The 17,712-nt window shown below is 59.2% G+C and carries 15 protein-coding genes and 1 tRNA gene; 10 read left to right on the top strand and 6 right to left on the bottom strand.

The genetic code is table 11. The features are described 5' to 3' along the window. Positions 1 to 45: 45 nt before the first annotated feature. Together NXC24_RS15645 and NXC24_RS15640 are read right to left on the bottom strand one after the other, a co-directional pair. Positions 46 to 600: an SH3 domain-containing protein gene (locus tag NXC24_RS15645; RefSeq protein ID WP_104824138.1), complete on the bottom strand. Its 555-nt coding sequence runs from the start codon at positions 598 to 600 to the stop codon at positions 46 to 48. Positions 601 to 704: 104 nt separating this feature from the next. Continuing rightward, entirely contained in the window at positions 705 to 1,169 is a 465-nt protein-coding gene (locus NXC24_RS15640) for a cupin domain-containing protein (RefSeq protein WP_104824137.1), read from the bottom strand. A 456-nt stretch (positions 1,170 to 1,625) separates the two neighbouring features. On the opposite strand from NXC24_RS15640, the gene NXC24_RS15635 reads away from it, so the two are divergent. Both NXC24_RS15635 and NXC24_RS15630 read left to right on the top strand, forming a co-directional pair. After that, positions 1,626 to 2,480 carry an outer membrane protein gene (locus NXC24_RS15635; protein WP_104824136.1) on the top strand — a complete coding sequence of 285 codons (855 nt, stop codon included), beginning with the start codon at positions 1,626 to 1,628 and terminating at the stop codon, positions 2,478 to 2,480. 249 nt (positions 2,481 to 2,729) lie between these two features. Beyond that, positions 2,730 to 3,560: an outer membrane protein gene (locus NXC24_RS15630; RefSeq protein WP_104824135.1), complete on the top strand. Its 831-nt coding sequence runs from the start codon at positions 2,730 to 2,732 to the stop codon at positions 3,558 to 3,560. 9 nt (positions 3,561 to 3,569) lie between these two features. Here NXC24_RS15630 and NXC24_RS15625 read toward each other — a convergent pair whose 3' ends face one another. Further along, positions 3,570 to 4,364, bottom strand: coding sequence for a glycosyltransferase family 25 protein (locus NXC24_RS15625; RefSeq protein WP_245463889.1), 795 nt, complete (start codon positions 4,362 to 4,364; stop codon positions 3,570 to 3,572). 260 nt (positions 4,365 to 4,624) lie between these two features. On the opposite strand from NXC24_RS15625, the gene NXC24_RS15620 reads away from it, so the two are divergent. The 8 genes from NXC24_RS15620 (at position 4,625) to NXC24_RS15585 (ending at position 11,940) form a co-directional block, all read left to right on the top strand. Next, a complete protein-coding gene (locus tag NXC24_RS15620; RefSeq protein ID WP_104824133.1) occupies positions 4,625 to 5,803 on the top strand; it encodes a phosphoserine transaminase in 1,179 nt (392 codons plus the stop codon). Between the two features lie 84 nt (positions 5,804 to 5,887). Next, positions 5,888 to 7,483, top strand: a complete 1,596-nt coding sequence (serA, locus tag NXC24_RS15615) for a phosphoglycerate dehydrogenase (RefSeq protein WP_104824132.1) — start codon at positions 5,888 to 5,890, stop codon at positions 7,481 to 7,483. A gap of 137 nt (positions 7,484 to 7,620) precedes the next feature. After that, positions 7,621 to 8,313, top strand: a complete 693-nt coding sequence (locus NXC24_RS15610) for a lysophospholipid acyltransferase family protein (RefSeq protein ID WP_104824131.1) — start codon at positions 7,621 to 7,623, stop codon at positions 8,311 to 8,313. Then, on the top strand, positions 8,310 to 9,260 hold the full coding sequence (locus NXC24_RS15605) for a phosphatidate cytidylyltransferase (protein WP_104824130.1): 951 nt from the start codon (positions 8,310 to 8,312) through the stop codon (positions 9,258 to 9,260). The genes NXC24_RS15610 and NXC24_RS15605 overlap by 4 nt, the downstream gene beginning before the upstream one ends. After that, positions 9,257 to 9,643, top strand: coding sequence for a hypothetical protein (locus NXC24_RS15600; RefSeq protein WP_104825191.1), 387 nt, complete (start codon positions 9,257 to 9,259; stop codon positions 9,641 to 9,643). Before NXC24_RS15605 ends, NXC24_RS15600 begins: the two co-directional genes overlap by 4 nt. A gap of 4 nt (positions 9,644 to 9,647) precedes the next feature. After that, positions 9,648 to 10,298: a CDP-alcohol phosphatidyltransferase family protein gene (locus tag NXC24_RS15595; protein ID WP_104824129.1), complete on the top strand. Its 651-nt coding sequence runs from the start codon at positions 9,648 to 9,650 to the stop codon at positions 10,296 to 10,298. 200 nt (positions 10,299 to 10,498) lie between these two features. Next, positions 10,499 to 11,698 carry a tRNA 2-thiouridine(34) synthase MnmA gene (gene mnmA / locus NXC24_RS15590; RefSeq protein WP_104825190.1) on the top strand — a complete coding sequence of 400 codons (1,200 nt, stop codon included), beginning with the start codon at positions 10,499 to 10,501 and terminating at the stop codon, positions 11,696 to 11,698. Positions 11,699 to 11,863: 165 nt separating this feature from the next. Further along, positions 11,864 to 11,940, top strand: a tRNA-Met gene (locus tag NXC24_RS15585). A gap of 1,274 nt (positions 11,941 to 13,214) precedes the next feature. On the opposite strand, the gene NXC24_RS15570 is transcribed toward NXC24_RS15585, so the two are convergent. The 3 genes from NXC24_RS15570 to NXC24_RS15560 all read right to left on the bottom strand — a co-directional run bounded on the left by NXC24_RS15570 (position 13,215) and on the right by NXC24_RS15560 (position 17,614). Next, positions 13,215 to 13,445: a hypothetical protein gene (locus tag NXC24_RS15570; RefSeq protein WP_158704489.1), complete on the bottom strand. Its 231-nt coding sequence runs from the start codon at positions 13,443 to 13,445 to the stop codon at positions 13,215 to 13,217. A gap of 830 nt (positions 13,446 to 14,275) precedes the next feature. Further along, entirely contained in the window at positions 14,276 to 15,526 is a 1,251-nt protein-coding gene (locus NXC24_RS15565; RefSeq protein WP_104824125.1) for a hypothetical protein, read from the bottom strand. A 39-nt stretch (positions 15,527 to 15,565) separates the two neighbouring features. Then, complete coding sequence (locus tag NXC24_RS15560) at positions 15,566 to 17,614, bottom strand: hypothetical protein (protein WP_104824124.1); 2,049 nt, start codon at positions 17,612 to 17,614, stop codon at positions 15,566 to 15,568. Positions 17,615 to 17,712 lie beyond the last annotated feature (98 nt).

Here is a 17,712-nt window from a genome sequence, read left to right as displayed (position 1 = left end):
GGCCGCCTGATGGGGCGGCCGTTGATATTGCTCGCGGCAAGAGGATCACCGGAACATTTCGCCGGGATAAGCACCCCAGAGCATGTTCTGCCTGACATAGCCGCTCGCGGAATGCTTCCGCACGGAGACGCTACACCAAGCGCCGGTACAGGAGCGTAGCGACAGCAAGACGCCGGGCTGCAGTTCAGCGATGAGTGTGGCCGTCGTTTCCGGGCTTCCGCGCAGCATCGCGTTTGTCTTCAGCCATGGCCCGACGACCGCCGTGCGCAGCCCCGAAAGAAGGGCGCTATGCATCCATCCGGTCGTGCCGATATCATCGCGCACCTGTCGCCAATGGCCGTATTCGTCGATGATCTCCAGCGGCAGGCCGGGTTTCATATAGATCCATTTGGTTGGATAAATCGTCGATGGCCCAGCGCGCATACGCGCCTTGTATGCTTTCAGCGACACATAGCGAGGGATGGGTAATCCCGTCTCTCGTCCCTTGTTCCAGCTCGTCGCTGCGGCCGGCAGTGTGGGAACCGGGCCGGCGAGGGCGGCGGTCGTCAGAAAGCTAAATGCGAGGCATAGGCCGGCACCCAGATTGCGAAAGCAAGTCAACGACTTCCTCCATATTTTACGCCCCGGCTGCGGTCATGGTATCGGACCGATTATTGCCAATTGGTTTAAGAGTTGGGAAACATCTTGATGCCTGGGACACTGCGTCACTTGGGCGAGGGCCAATCCGGAAGCAAAATGATGCCGAACTTTGCCGCGGCCTCGCGGAGACGCTCGATCTCCTCGGGTGTCGGCGGTCCGACGACTTCATCCGGTTGAAGTTCGTGGCCACCTTCTTCGAGAAACCCGTCGAACCGAGCGGGGGTTCCGATCAAGATGTATCTGCTGGGATCGCCGGTCATATTCATAAGCTGGTGCGGAATGCCGCGCGGCAGGAAGAGGCTTTCGCCTGCAGCCAAGCGTAGAGGCTGGCCGTCGAGCACTGCTGTCAGCTCGCCTTCAAGGACGTAAACCGTCTCGTCGTCCTTGGCGTGGACGTGGATCGGCGTCCTCGTATTTCCGTTGCTTTTGTTCTCGAAGAGACAGAACTGCCCTCCGGTCTGGTCGCCGGACAACAAGCGTTTCATGACGACGCCTGCAAGAACGAATTCTTTGCTGTCGATATCACTCATTGTCGCTTCCTTTCCACGGATCGTGCAGGTGAAGGGTGGCGGGGGCCCCGATCATTTAATGGGAGTGTGATCGCCAAAGACGATCGATGCCGTGATGCGCCGGGTCCGTATCATCCACGGATTGCGTTTCGCATCTCCATGGAGCAAGTCCTGGGCGAATAATTCTGAACCAGATATGCGATATAAGAATGGCCGGGTGCGCGCTCTCTGGCTTTTCCTGCGGCGCGAGGTGTCCTATTCCTGTAACGGGAAAAGCCAAGTCAATCAAAGACATTGCGGGTTCGTACGCTTAGTTTTACGAATCGCTAATGTACAGGGCCAAGTATATCCATCGACCGAACAGAGTAAATATTCGTAGTTAATTGGGTTTTAACCCTTATCATTCACTATCCATATCATGTCTTTCGGTTGGCAGGCTTTTGCCGTGCCAATGGCAATAAATTTGGAGCCAAAGCCATGATGAAAACTTTGATTGGGGCCGCTGCTGCTCTCTTTGTCGGCACATCCGCTTTTTCGGCCGATCTCTATACGCCGGAACCGGCTCAGCCGGCGCCGGAAGTTGCCGTCAGCCAATCGAGCGGCTGGTATCTGCGCGGCGATGTCGGTTATGCCTTCACCGATCTGCGTGGCGCCAATTATTTCCAGGGCTCCAATTCCAGCCTTGTCGATTTCGACAGCGCAAAGCTTGATGACAATTTCACGCTAGGTGGCGGTGTCGGTTACCAGATCAACAACTACCTGCGCACGGACGTGACGCTGGATTATCTCTTCAAGTCCGATTTCAAGGGTTCGACAAGCGGCGATTGCGGAGCCTGCGGCCCTGGTTTCACTGCCGTGCCCGCGACCTCCCGAGATGTGGCGTCGCTGACGGCCTATAGCTTGCTTGCCAACGCCTATGTCGATATCGGCACCTACGGCATCTTCACCCCCTATGTGGGCGGTGGTCTCGGCGGCACTTACGTTAAATGGAGCAACCTGAAGAATACCTCCTGCTCCAACGCCGATTCGAGTTCCTGCGACGAAACCGTTACCCACAATGGTCGCGGTAGCTGGCGCTTCACCTATGCGCTGATGGCCGGTACTTCGATCGATCTCTCGTGCAATCTCAAGGCCGATGTCGGCTATCGTTACCGCCACATCGAAGGCGGCGATATGTTCGGCTATGCGGAAAACGGCGGTCCGGGGTACGACAAGGGCCTCAACCTGCATGAAGCCCGCCTCGGTGCCCGCTATACGTTTGGCGGCTGCCAGACAGCCAGCTACATGCCGCCGGCTGATATCCCTGTCCAGCCGCAGCCGGTCTACAAGTAAGCCTTTCTACGGCCAAGCCTTTGAAAAGCCGTCCGGTTCGTCCGGGCGGCTTTTTACTTTTTTCTGTCGCCGTTAAGCAATTCAACCGCGTTTTAAACCTTCGTTAACCATGAATTCCCTATGGTTAATGAAATGACAATGGCTGCGGCTCGGCCCGGTCTCTCCTCTCGGAGAGCCAGAATGGCGGGTACGACAAGGGCGGGCCGGCTTGAAAGCGGGTACCGGCCCGAGGTTGGAAGGCGAGGGGTAATGATCCGTTTCGACGCTTTTGCGCTGGCCGCGATGATGGCGAGCGCGGTTGCGGGCACTGCTTTTGCGGGTGATCTGCCGCCGGAGATCAAGATGCCCGAGGTCAGCGTCAAGGATGCTAGGGGCTGGTATGTGCGGGGCGATCTCGGCTATGCGGTCAACGCCAGCCACGACGACACAACCTTCCGCGCTTATGACTCCACCAGCGGCGATTACAGCTCCAGCCGCTTTGATTCCGACCGCTTCAGCGGCGATTTTTCGGGTGGCCTCGGCGTTGGTTATCAATTCAACGACTTGCTTCGTGCCGATATCACCGGCGACTATTTCAGCGGCGATTTCGATGGCCGGATTTCGAGCGCGTCGCCCTGCGCAGGCGGCGCAGCCGGTACGGGTTGCTCCACCAAAGCGCGCTCTTCTTTCAAGGCGGGTAGCCTGATGGTGAACGGCTATGTCGATCTCGGCACGCTGGCCGGCTTTACGCCCTATGTCGGTGCCGGTCTCGGCGCGACGAGGGTTTCCTGGAACAGCGTCAATGCTGTCGGCTCCTGTGTCGACGGTGTCTCCGGCTGCGGTGGTGCTGCTTCGGTCAGCGCGCGTTATCCCGGCGAAAGCGATTGGCGCATGACCTATGCATTGATGGCCGGAGTCGCCTATGAAGTGGCCCCGAATGTGAAACTCGATCTCGGCTATCGCTTCTCGCATATCGCCGGCGGCGATATGTTCGGTTATTCGGCAGCGGACGCGTCAGCCGGCGCCGGCGGTACGATGGGCCGCGATGGCGCTTTGTCGCGACACGAGATTCGTATCGGGTTGCGAATCACCACCTGGTAGGGTCGCTGCCTACGGCGTTGTGAGCACGTAGGCGATGCGGCGGAAGAAATCCAACGTGCGGAAGAGATGCGCGGGAACGCGCCGCCAGGCAGCGGATTTCGCGGCACGATAGTCACGACGCCAGCCAATCATCGTGCTCCGCTGCAACGGGCTGAAGCCGACGATGTTGGCGCGCGTCGTGAAGATGGATGTGTGCATATCCCAGCCGCGTTCCACGGCGACATCCCAGGGCAGGGACATGACCGCGAGCGCCTTGACGATCTTTTCAGCGCCACTGCGCGTTACAAGGTAGCAGGCCGTCGAGCCTTGCGGGCCGAAGAGGCAGCGGCCGATCACATCTCCCGCACGGCTGCGGGTCGCGGCACGGAAGCCGCCCCAGCGATGGTTCACGAGCTTGATGACCTCGGCGTTCGGGATAGCTTCCTTTGCCGCCATGGCACGGGCGAGGAAATCGCCGTCCAGCGCTATGTCGTCTTCAATGATGACAGCCGCTTCGCTGCCGTCGGCAAGAAATTGGCGCAATGCCATCAGATGACTGCGGTAGCAGCCATATTCGCCGGGCAGAATGACCCTGCCGTGCCGACGTCGGAAACGGTCGTGATCGACGTCGATCCATTGCTCCCGCGGCAAAAGAGCGCCGTCGACGCAGTCGACGCGCTCGATCCTGATGCCGAATTCATCGCTCTGCCGCTTAATTTCCGCCAGTCTGTCCGTCGCTCGATCAATATTGATGAGGTAAACGGGTAGCGGCTGCGCGGGCGTGCGAGGGCTTTCGGACAGTGCGGCTTGGTACATTAAAGACATTTGTTCTTCATCTGTTGGCGCAGAGCCATTCAACGCCGATACATATGGGTGTGTCTCCGCAAAGAAGCCAGCTTTTCTGTGACTAACCTAGCGTGATTTTGCTGTGCGAAGCTTATCCCATCGGCATCATTGCTGCACGAATGCGTGAAGCATTGTCCATCCGCCCAATTTACCTATTGCACCGGCAGGCCGCTTCCAATATATCCGACGGCGGGACACTCCTCCCCAACGAGGAGCTTTCTATCTGAGAGGATAGCATCATGACTAAGCTCGCCAAGCCGGACATCCGTCCGAACAATACCCATTTCTCTTCTGGCCCCTGCTCGAAGCGCCCTGGTTGGACGCTCGATGCTCTTTCCGACGCGGCTCTTGGCCGTTCGCACCGCGCGAAAGTCGGCAAGGCCAAGCTAAAGCAGGCCATCGATCTTACCCGTGACATTCTGGAAGTGCCCGCGGACTACCGCATCGGCATCGTTCCGGCTTCCGATACCGGCGCCGTCGAAATGGCGCTCTGGTCGCTGCTCGGAGAACGTGGTGTCGACATGCTCGCCTGGGAAAGCTTTGGCGCTGGCTGGGTCACCGACGTCGTCAAGCAGCTTAAGCTCAAGGATGTCCGCAAGCTTGAGGCCGGTTACGGCGAGCTGCCCGATCTTTCCGCCGTCGATTTCGACCGCGACGTGGTCTTCACCTGGAACGGCACCACTTCTGGTGTCCGCGTTCCGAATGCCGATTTCATTCCGGCCGATCGTAAGGGCCTGACGATCTGCGACGCCACCTCGGCGGCTTTCGCTCAGAACCTCGATTTTGCCAAGCTCGACGTCGTCACCTTCTCCTGGCAGAAGGTGCTGGGCGGCGAGGGCGCGCATGGCGTCATTATCCTTAGCCCCCGCGCTGTCGAGCGCCTGACGACCTATGTACCGGCGTGGCCGCTGCCGAAAATTTTCCGCATGACCAGCGGCGGCAAGCTGATCGAAGGCATCTTCACCGGCGAGACGATTAACACGCCGTCGATGCTTTGCGTCGAGGACTATATCGACGCTCTCCTCTGGGCCAAGGAGCTCGGCGGTCTCAAGGCGCTGATCGGCCGTGCCGATGCCAACGCCAAGGTCATCCATGACTTCGTTGCCGCTAACGACTGGATCGCCAATCTCGCCGTCAAGGCCGAGACGGAGTCCAACACCTCCGTCTGCCTGAAGATCGTCGACAAGGACGTTACGGCTCTCGATGAGGACGGCCAGGCGAATTTTGCCAAGGGCCTCGTCGCGCTGCTCGAAAAGGAAGGCGTCGCCTATGACGTCGGCCATTACCGCGACGCGCCTTCGGGCCTGCGCATATGGGCGGGTGCGACGATCGAAGCTGCCGACATGCAGAAGCTGATGCCCTGGCTCTCCTGGGCTTTCGAAACGCAGAAGGCGACGCTCTCCCAGGCTGCTGCCTGAGATCATGGCGTCCACAGGCTCCGCCAGGAAGGCGGAGCCCAGCATTCGCATTTCAATCACAGTTGACCCTTTCAGGAGGCCTCCATGGCACCCCGCGTTCTCGTATCCGACGAACTGTCGGAAACCGCCGTCCAGATCTTTCGCGATCGCGGCGTCGAAGTCGATTTCCAGCCGCAGCTCGGCAAGGACAAAGACAAGCTGCTCGAAATCATCGGCAATTATGATGGCCTCGCCATCCGCTCCGCCACCAAGGTGACAGAGAAGATCATCGAAGCGGCGAAGAACCTCAAGGTCGTCGGCCGCGCCGGCATCGGCGTCGACAATGTCGATATCCCGGCCGCTTCGCGCCGCGGTATCATCGTCATGAACACGCCCTTCGGCAATTCGATCACGACCGCAGAGCACGCTATCGCGCTGATGTTCGCCGTTGCCCGACAGCTTCCTTCCGCCGATGCCTCGACCCAGGCCGGCAAGTGGGAAAAGTCGAAATTCATGGGTGTCGAAATCACCGGCAAGACGCTCGGCGTCATCGGCGCCGGCAATATCGGTTCCATCGTCATCGCCCGCGCCATCGGCCTGAAGATGCATGTCGTTGCCTATGACCCGTTCCTTTCCAAGGAACGCGCCGAGGAAATGGGCGTCGTCAAGGTCGAGCTCGACGAACTCTTCGCTCGCGCCGATTTCATCACGCTGCACGTGCCGCTCACCGACAAGACGCGCAACATCATTGACGCTGACGCACTCGGCAAGACGAAGCCGGGCGTGCGTATCATCAACTGCGCTCGCGGCGGTCTGGTGGATGAGGCAGCCCTTGCCGCCGCCATCAAGTCTGGCCATGTCGCCGGTGCCGCCTTCGACGTCTTCGAAGTCGAGCCCGCCAAGGAAAGCCCGCTGTTCGGCCTGCCGAACGTCGTCTGCACGCCGCATCTTGGCGCATCGACCACCGAAGCGCAGGAGAATGTCGCTCTGCAGGTCGCCGAGCAGATGTCGGATTATCTCGTCAAGGGCGCGGTTTCCAACGCCATCAACATGCCCTCGATCACCGCTGAGGAAGCGCCGATCCTAAAGCCGTTCATCAAGCTTGCCGACGTTCTCGGCGCTTTCGTCGGCCAGGTGACGGACGATCCGATCAAGGAAATCGAGATCCTCTATGACGGCGTTACCGCGGGCATGAACACCAAGGCGCTGACGAGTGCGCTGCTGGCCGGCCTCATCCGCAATCAGGTTGCCGACGTCAACATGGTTTCGGCGCCGATCATGATCAAGGAAAAGGGCATCGTGCTCGCCGAAGTCAAGCGCGACAAGACCGGCGTCTATGACGGCTACATCAAGCTGACCGTCACCACCGACAGCATGACGCGCTCGATCGCCGGCACCGTCTTCTCCGACGGCAAGCCGCGCTTCATCCAGATCAAGGGCATCAATCTCGACGCCGATGTAGGCAACCACATGATCTATATCGCCAACACCGACGTTCCCGGCATGATCGGCTTCATCGGCACGACGCTCGGCGCGGCCAATGTCAACATCGCCAACTTCCAGCTCGGCCGCGACAAGCAGGGCGGCGATGCCATCGCGCTGCTTTATGTCGACGGCGCGATCAACGATGAGGTTCTGGCCAAGCTGGCCGCCCATCAGGCGATCCGTCAGGCAAAGCCGTTGGTGTTCAACGTCGACTAAGTCAAGCTCCTCCCAAGAGCGACACGAAGGCCCGGCGCAACGTGAGTTGCACCGGGTTTTTCATGATTGCAAACGGGTTGTGGATAAGTTTGCGCAAGAGACTATCGGCACCCGTGGAACGCGCCTATCTCTTAGTCATGGGGGCGTCACAACGGAATATTTTCGAAAATATCACGGGTAGGCCGGCGACGGCCTGGCTTGCGAAACCGGCCGCGGTAGCGATCGTGCTATTTGCGCGCGCTATTACTGCCGTGCGGGCGATCTGGTCGGAAAGTGGCGTGCCCACAGGCCGCTGCGTCTATTTCGCCAATCACTCCAGCCATGGCGATTTCATCCTCATCTGGGCGGTGCTGCCGCCGCGGCTCAGGCGGCGAACACGCCCAGTCGCCGGCGCCGATTACTGGCTGAAATCGAAGCTGAACAGCTTCATTGGCCGCGACGTCTTCAATGCCGTGCTGATCGAACGGGACCGCGAGGCGCGGACGGAAGATCCGATCGAGCAGATGGCTGCCGCTATCGACGCGGGCTCTTCGCTGATCCTGTTTCCCGAGGGCACGCGAAACCTGACGGACGCACCGCTGCAACCCTTCAAGAGTGGGCTATTTCATCTGGCGAGGATGCGCCCCGATATCGATCTCGTTCCCGTCTGGATCAACAATCTCAATCGTGTCATGCCCAAGGGCGAGTTCGTGCCCATTCCGTTGATCTGCACCGTGACCTTTGGCGAGGCGCTGCGCATCGGCGCAGACGAAGAGAAGGCGGATTTTCTGGCGCGTGCGCAAGCGGCGCTACTGGCCCTCTCGCCCAAACAAATGGGGAGTGGTGAATGAGCGCAGCAAGCTCCGATCTCATCCACCTTATCCTCGGTATCCTCGGCGTTCTGATCGTCGCATCCGTCGTCGGCTATGTGCTGCAGCGGCGCCTGTCGCCCGATGGTTCCAACGCGGCGATCGAAAACCTCAATGCCCGCATCAAGGCCTGGTGGGCGATGGTGATCCTGATCGGCATCGCCTTTCTGGCGGGGCGCGCCGGCGTCATCCTGCTCTTTGCCTTCTGCTCCTTCGCGGCGCTGCGCGAATTCATCACGCTGATCAACACCAGGCGCGCCGACCATTGGGCGCTGGCGGCAGCCTTTTTTGTTGCGCTGCCTGTGCAATATTATCTGCTCTGGGCCGAGCAATACGGCATCTTTTCCATCTTCATCCCGGTCTATGCCTTTCTCTTCATGCCTATTATCGCGGTCTTGCGCGGCGATACCGAGCGCTTCCTGATCCGCATTGCCGAGGTGCAATGGGCACTGATGATCTGCGTCTTCTGCGCGTCGCATGTGCCGGCATTGCTGACCCTGCACATACCGGGCTATGAGGGCCGCAATGTGCTTTTGATCGCGTTCCTCGTCATCGTCGTGCAGCTCAGCGATGTCCTGCAATATGTCTGGGGCAAGCTGTTCGGTCGCCGTAAGATCGCGCCGAAACTATCGCCATCCAAAACGGTCGAAGGCTTTGTCGGTGGTGTCGTCAGCGCGACCTTGATCGGGGCTGCGCTCTGGTGGATCACGCCGTTCACGCCGCTGCAGGCAGGCTTGCTTGCCTTCGTGATTACCCTGATGGGCTTCTTCGGCGGGCTGGTGATGTCGGCGATCAAGAGGGATCGCGGCGTCAAGGACTGGGGGCATCTGATCGAAGGCCATGGCGGGCTGATCGACCGGCTCGATTCCGTCGTCTTCTCAGCACCGATCTTTTTTCATCTCGTGCGCTATTGGTGGTCGGTGTCATGACGGCGCGGGTGAGGGCGCTGGCCGGTAGCAGCATCGTGCACGTGCTTTTCGCTTTCCTTGCCATGGGTGGATGGGCCGTCTTTGCCAACCGTCTGCATCCAATGCCGCAGCCGGTGATCTCCGGTCTCGTCCAGGGCATTCTTTCCGGCTGCCTGACGCTGTTTTTGAAATCGGTGGTGGAAGCCCTGTCCAAACGGTTCCGTGGCTTCACTGTTCTATGGGCGCCGCCATTGATCGCCTGTCTCGGGTCAACGGCCATATTGGTGACGATCCACGCGCTCAGCGGCACGCCGGAGATATTGAAGACCACCGCGGTGCCGCTGCTGGTTTCGACCAGCTATGCGGCGATCTACAATTATTCGATTTCCGGCGGGAGGCGTTAGGTCCATGGCGGGCGAGGGAATGGGCGACAGGCGGCCATTGGCAAGCCGCAACACGCGCTGGGCGCAGGGGCTGGCGCGGCGGATGACGAATTTGTCGGTGACACCGAACCAGATATCGCAGGCGAGCATCGTCATGGCGGCACTGGCCGGCGGTTCTTTCTGGCTGTCGGGGCAGGGCAGTGGCGGGCTGCGCGCCCTATTCCTGATCCTTGCGGCACTCTTCTGCCAACTTCGCCTGCTCTGCAATTTGCTGGATGGCATGGTCGCCGTCGAGGGCGGCAAGGGCGCGGCGGATGGGCCGTTCTGGAATGAATTCCCGGATCGCGTCGCCGATATCCTGATCTTCGCTGGCGTTGGCTATGGCATTGGCGCTTCCGGCCTTGGCTGGGCTGCCGCCGCCTTCGCCGTTCTCACCGCCTATGTCCGCGAGCTTGGCCGCGCTACCGGCAATCCCAGCGATTTCGGCGGGCCGATGGCCAAACAGCATCGCATGGCAACGATGACCGCGGCCGCTCTGCTCTCGGTCGTCGAAGTGCTCTGGAGCGGCGGCTCCTGGATACTGACCATCGCGCTCTGGATCGTCGCCGTCGGCGCAGCCGTGACGGCTCTTCGCCGCAGTCTCTATCTTATCGAGCGGCTAAAAGCCAAGGGTTGATTGGCGGCCTCGTCCGCTGTCGCGAAGCCGGTGATTCGCCGCCCCTTGCGCCGGGCAGCAATCCTTTCTATATCCCTGATCCATCAAGGCCGGGCGGCCAAGCCGCCGCGTGCCGCAGACGATACAAATCCGCCGCTTTTGCATGGCAACCGGTGGACAGAAGACAGCACCGAAGATCGACTGAGATTGGCGGCAAGACCGTGAACACACTGGATTTTGACAAGAGGCCGGAAGATACGCGCGTTGTCGTCGCCATGTCTGGCGGCGTCGATAGTTCCGTCGTCGCCGGCATTCTGAAGCGTCAGGGCTATGATGTGCTTGGGATCACGTTGCAGCTCTACGATCACGGCGCCGCCGTGCACCGCGCCGGCTCCTGCTGTGCGGGCCAGGATATCGATGATGCCCGCCGCGTCTGCGAGACGCTTGGCATCCCGCATTATGTGCTCGACTACGAAAAGCGCTTCCGCGAAACGGTGATCAATCCCTTCGCCGAAAGCTATGTTGCTGGCGAGACCCCGATCCCCTGCGTAGCCTGCAACCAGACCGTCAAATTCGCCGATCTCCTGGCGACGGCCAAGGAACTCGGCGCCGATGCGCTGGCGACCGGCCACTATATCCGCTCCCGCCCGAACCCGTCGGCCGATCATCCCGGCCGCCGCGCACTCTATCGCCCGGCCGATGCAGATCGCGACCAGAGCTATTTCCTCTTCGCCACCACGCAGGAGCAGATCGACTATCTGCGCTTTCCGCTCGGCGGTATGCCGAAATCGGAGACGCGGGCGCTTGCCGGGGAAATGGGCCTCGTCGTTGCCAAGAAGGCCGACAGCCAGGACATCTGTTTCGTGCCGCAGGGCAAATATTCTGACGTGATCGCCAAGCTGAAGCCGAATGCGGCGCTCGCCGGCGAGATCGTCCATCTCGACGGCCGCGTGCTCGGCCATCACGAGGGCATCCTGCACTATACGATTGGCCAGCGCCGCGGCATCGGCATCGCGACCGGCGAGCCGCTTTATGTCGTCTATCTCGACGCCCGCTCGCGCCGCGTCATCGTCGGCCCGAAGGAGGCGCTGGAAACGCACCGCGTCTATCTCCGTGACGTCAACTGGCTGGGCGACGAACCGTTGGCGCAGGCGGCTTCCGGCGAGGGTTTTGCCTGCTACGCCAAGGTCCGCTCGACCCGCGCGCCGGCCCCTGCCGTGCTGCATGCCGATGCGACTGGCATCTATGTCGACCTGACGATCGGCGAGGCAGGTGTCGCTCCGGGCCAGGCCTGCGCTCTCTATTCCGCCCCGGGTGATGACGCCCGCGTCTACGGCGGCGGCTTCATCGAACGCTCAGAGCGCGAACCGACGGCAGAAGCCTCGCTGAAGGCATTGCTGGCCAGCCCCGTCGCGGCCTGAAGGCGGCGGTGCGGGGCGTGGGGGAAAGCATTGATTTTTCCAAATCATCCGCTTGACACAAAGCCGAACCGCACCTTATAAGCCGCTCAACCGACGAGCCAACGCTCCTCGAGCGGCGGTTTCGTTTGGCCCTTGTGTATAGTCCAGGGGACTATGCGCTGAAGTGGCGGAGTAGCTCAGTAGGTCAGAGCAGAGGAATCATAATCCTTGTGTCGGGGGTTCAAATCCCTCCTCCGCTACCAAAATTTCTCCAATGAAATCAGTAGGTTGGCCGGTCAGCGTTGGAAGATGGCTGATACGCTCGGCTTCTACGCAAATTTAGTCTGCGGACACTGCCTTCAAATACCCGAAATCGCAGCAATCTGAGCAATCAGGGTGGCATAGGTTTCGATATGTCGGCGGTACTCCGCCTCGGTTACCTCCCAGCTCCATTATCCTCTTTGCGAAAATGGCTGATGTCTGGCTCTTCCATCGACTGAAGATGTTCTTGATGCTCTGCAATCTTCTGCTCTTAGCTTTTCAGAGATTCATGCAAACCCATCGCATTTGCGAAGATAGCTCTTTCGGCCGTCATCGGTAAGACAATAGTGGCCGCCACGGGAGCCGACGCAATACGATCCGCCTCGGCAGGAGCAATCTGTTGAAGTCGTCGGTTCCATTTCTTCAGGTGCTGATCCGAAAAGGGATGCGCCGCCCATATAAGACTCGCACGATTGCTTGCTCGCGCTGACAGATCCGTCACTGCAGATGAAAGTTGACCCCTGGCAGTGATCAATGCCGCCTTTTTGGCCACTGCAGGGAGTGTTTGCCGCCACGCAATAAGCCGGCAGCAAGATCAAAGTCGCTCCGCAAATTGCAATCCATGCTCGCATCAAGTCCCCTATGTGCGAGAACTATCCGATCGCTGCAGTGAGACGCGAAGATGGAGCCGCCGCCTATAAGAGGCCACTTCGCCCTAAACTATGACGACTTTATCCGGAATGGCGCGAAAATCGAGTGCGAGAATTCGCCGACAAGTCGCGAACGTCGGCGCAACGTCTTAGAAGTCAATGAAGAAGCTGCACCACCATGAGCGCTATCGTGGTTATGCCTGCACATACCGTCATGGCCGTCAAAATTGAAGTCGACATCATCTCGCTCCTCAATCGAATTTTCGGAATTGATTACAGAAGTGAGAGCGGGATGTCGCGTGACAGATCGCGTGACGGTAGCGAGAGGAACGAGAAGACTTCGCAGCCTTCATTTGTTCAGCCCCGCACGAAACCAAGCGGGAACGACGGCACTTTAAAAAAAGCCCCCGCCTACTTGCGTTTCGGCGGGGGGAGGAAATATGGCAGAACTCTTATATTAGAATGATCGAATTCTATATCAAAGGCGAAAGCGGATTCAAAAAACCCCATTCGACCAGTTTGGGTAACTTTTTGTTTCTGCAATGGCCCAAGAGACTGGCTGCGATCGCAACAGCGCAGCGAGCGACGCCTACTTAGATCTTCGATGCCGACGAGACGAGGCCAACTCAGCTTTCACCCTTATCGATGCGGCGTCTCAAATCCTCGGCGAAATATTTGTAGTTCTCCAGCATATCCTCATAGTGAGTGAGGACTATTGCCGTAATATCCTCCCAGGGGCCGTCACCGAATTTGGCTTGATGCTGGATCTCTCCTGCCTGAATACGAGAGATGCGCTGCGAGAACTCCTCGATCTGCCCGACGCAGTCGGCCAAACGTTCGACAAGCGATTTATCCATCTTCCCCTCCATCGTGCTGGCATCATGATTGTTTGGAAGTCAACAATGATAGACGTGGAAAGACAAGCTCTCCAAGAGGGCATAAGCCCGTCAGCCAGCCTTTGGGCAACGACGACGGGACGCTGATAGGTCTTGCGCGGCGTCATTGGCAGCGGTCAGCGAGTCTCGCGTGTCCTCACATATTGCCGCGATTGTGCCGTCCCCCGAACGCAATGTCGCCTTGAAGCTATGAGACGTCCCGCGGCGACGGTTGCCGGAGCCCGGCCGCTTTTATCAGGAATTATGAGGCCAGCGATGCTTTGGGATCTAATAACAATCGCAGCAATTTTTGCTCTATTTGCCGCCGTCCGCGAGGGTCGACTGATTATTGCCAAGGCAAAAGCTTCGCATTGGAATAACTTCCAACTTCGGTAGAGCGGTTCAGCTTTTCACGGAATCGCACAACCGTTCTATCTCTTTATTCTCGTAATTTCCGGACCGAAAGCCGCTGCGCATTTTCCTGGAATTGCTTTAGGCGATGACGATCTCCGAAACGCTTCACGATAACGGCATGAGTCCAGGCGACAGAAAAAGTGCGCGAAGCGTTCTTTCTTGCGTCTTTTTTGTGACCATTATGACTCCTTGACCGCGTTGGTGCGGAAAGGGGGTGCAATATGGATTACTACGTGACACTCGCAGTCTGCGTTACCGCTGGGTCGTTCGTCTTTGCCGTTATGAATATTCGCTAGACTGGTGCGCAGAAGCACGGCCGACACCGTACGGGCGCGAGTCAAGACGAAACGCGCACCTGTATCGGTCGAGGGATGCCTGAGCTTCCAGCGTCGGGCGGACTAAAGTCGGGAAGAGCTCAGGGCATCATAGGCGTTGATCAAGCGATCCACGTCCAGCCCGTGTTCCTGCGGTCCGAAGCTGAGGTGGCTGACGGTAAAATCCGCATAGATCGCGGTGGGCCGATCGAGGAAAGTCGGCAGGTCGACCGTCAGCGCATATTCATCGTCGCCTTTCGGAAGAGCCATATGCAGGAGGTCTTTTCCGAGCCAGGATATGAAGTTAATCGACTGGCGCTCCGTCCATTCGATGACCTTGTTCGGCAAAGGCAGATGCTTCTCGTCCTTTTCCAGGAAGTAATCGTGAAGCCGGGTTGCGCGCTCGGCGCTTTGCCACAGGCTTCCACCGAACCCTCCAGGCGGGCGCTCGAAATGACCGAGGTCATCGGGAAGTCCGCCCCCTTGTTGCTGCCAATAGGCGCATACGCCGTTGTTCACGACATTTGCGGAGACGACGAAGTAATTCGGGTTGGCCCTTCTAAACTCGATGAATTCATTGAGTTTTTCTATGTCCAGATAGACGATGTCATCGTCACACTTCAGAAATACCGCGCTGGAAAACCTCTCCAGCCGCTTCGCGTAGTAGTCATAGGCCTGCCAATAGGGCAGTTTTTCATTTGGGTTCCCGACGTAGCGTCGTACGGGGGCATTTATATCGCAAAGTTCCAAATCGGCGCCCCATCCGCCGCGCACCATCACCGATGCGCCGGAGCCCAGGTTCAGCTCAGGCCACTTGCCGATCGTCACGCCATTGACCTGAAGTGAGGGAGCACCCGCCGAGTCGATGCTGAGCACGACCTGGTTCGGCAGGCTTGGCGAAAGAACGCTGGGTGTCGATTTGCTCCAGATGGTCGTTGTTTCACCCCGGCTCCCAAAGTTATTCAGTTCGCTGCGCTTGACGCTGCGAAGAGCGGAATGCGTGTTCTGCCAGCCACCGACGACAATTTCGAAGCAATTATCATCGTCACCATTCGGAAGAACGGCGATATGTAGATCGTGGTCTATCTTGGCATTCGCACGGAAGGAGGAGCGGGGCGTGACCGCTCCCTTCAACTGGTACGGCGCTTCGGACCCCATATATCGCGCCGGGCCGAATTCGCGCGTGACCCACTCGTTATCTTCAGAGGAGCGCGTGAAATCCCATATGTGCCATTCATCAATGATGCCATCATTGATGGCCTTGCGGATGTATTTGGTCAGAATCTCCATTCGCTTTTGCCGCCCGGCGAATGTCACAAGAATAACAGGAGTCATAATATCCTCTTCGCTTGCAGCCGTTGCCGCAATTCAACTTCAAAGTGATTCCGGCTCTCTCAGTAGACGGCTGTCGTGCGCAAGCGGCGCGTAATCGTTCCATTGGGCCAGTTTCTCGAGATAGCGGCGCCGGTAGGCTTGATCGTCCTCGAATTCGATATTCTCCAGAACGATTTCGGCGCCGACCTCGTAGTAGACATCAAGATTGCGCATGTCCGGCGCCGGCGTTTCTCCGCGCTCGATTTCGCCCTGCATCTGCCAAAACAGGTATTCGAGGCGCCGTGCGAGGCCTGGAATATCACGTAGCGCGCTGGTCTCGCGCTGGCGCTGCAAGGAGTCCCTGATCGCGGTCAGGCTCTCGCGGTCCTGCGCGAAGGCGATGGCCCGGCTTACATAATCCTCCGGCCCGCTGCAGATCAGTTCCGGAACGCCGGCGGCTGCGACGATGCTGCTGCAGAAACGCGAGGCAAAGCTTTTTCCGGGCATAGTCAGGACCGGCAGCCCGACGGTGATCGCGTCCGCCGCGGTGGAGTGTGCCCCATAGGGGAAGGTGTCCAGGAAGAGATCGGCCAATGCCATTCGCGCAAGATGGTTCGGATTGGCCGCCTTGGACGCGAAAATGAGGCGCTCGGGCGCCACGCCGGCTTGCGCGGCCAACTGGCGCAGGCGCTCGTTGACATCCGGGGCCTCCGCAAGCAGCCACAGCACGCTGCCGGGTGTCGCAGAAAGGATCTGCATCCAGCGCGCAAAGCAGTTGGCGGTGATCTTCTGCATCCCGTTGAGGCAAGCGTAGACGAAGGCGTCCGCCGGCAGGCCGGCTTCCGCGCGGGTCGGCCGTGCGGCGATCAGCCGTTTGCGGTCGATGGGCTGGTTGCAGGCAATCCGCAGCACCTTTTCCGTATAGTAGATTTCATTCTCCGGCGGGATGATGTGCTCGTCCGCGATGACGTATTGATGAAACGGGCTGGCTGTCGTGCCGGGATAGCCGCAGAAATTGACGATGACCGGCGCAGGCCGGTAGGCGAAGATCTTCGCCCGCGCATGCTTGGTGTAGCCGTTGACGTCGACGAGAATGTCGATCTCGTCAGCACGGATTTGCTTTGCTGCGTCGATATCGCTGAGCGTGGAGATTTCCCGCCAGCAATCCACCGCGTTCTTGATCCGCGTTTGCGTCGCGTCGTTAGAGCGCGGCTCGCCGCAGTAATAGGCGAAAACCTCGACGCTGCTCTTGTCATGCAGCTCCAGCACTTCCCTGAGCGCAAAACCGACCGCATGGTCGCGCAGATCCGATGAGACGTAGCCGACGCGCAAACGCTCTCCGGTCCCCGATTTCTGTTTCGGCGGAAGGCGTGGGAAGTCACGGAGATCGGGCCGGCCGATCAGCGATTTGTGATAGCGATAGGCCTTGCCGAGCTGGAATAGGGGATCGTCGCTATAGCAGCCGAGGATCAAGGGCGACATTGCATCCAGCAAGTGCCGGGCCGAGACATGTTCGGACGTGATCAGAGTCGGCCACTTGCACTGGTGCTGGCGCAACGACGTCCAATGCTGGCCTGCCTCGGTCTTGCTGGGCTGCAGCTCGATCGCTTGCCATAAAGCTGCTTCCGCCTCTTCCAGCAAGCCGCCGGCTTCGAGAACGCGGCCAATGTGCTGGAGCGCCATCAGGCGATAGCCAATCTTGTCGGCCGTGATCTCGGCGGTCGCTTTTGCGAAGTCTCGCCATTGTTCGACGGCCCGGCCGGTCAGGCCGCTGTCTTCCAGAAGGCGGCCGAGGTTGATGTGCGCTGGTCCGAACTCTGGAGACAGCTTTAAACAGGCGCGAAGCGCGTGGATCGCCGCGGCGGCATCGCCAGTTTGGTTGGCGGCGACCGCATAATTGAAATAAGCGAGATGCAGCAGGGGGTTAGCGTCGTTGAATGCGATCCAGGTCTTGTAGAGTTCGACCGCCTGCGACTGTTTGCCTATGCGACCTAAAACTTCAGCGATCTGAAATAGCTCGGCAAGCGGCAATTGCTGATTCCGAGCCCTCTCCGATGCGCTGACGAGCGGCGAGGCTTGGGTCGAGACAGGTGCAATATTGACGGTCATGGACATCCTGCGGCAAGGCGGCCTTGCGGCCGAGGGAAACTGACGAGCGAAAGCGTCATCCCTTCTAGTGCAGCTAGCTTGCGTCGGACTGATTGTTT

It is taken from the genome of Rhizobium sp. NXC24, from assembly GCF_002944315.1.
GTDB lineage: Bacteria > Pseudomonadota > Alphaproteobacteria > Rhizobiales > Rhizobiaceae > Rhizobium.
This window is presented reverse-complemented; position numbering and strand designations above follow the sequence as displayed.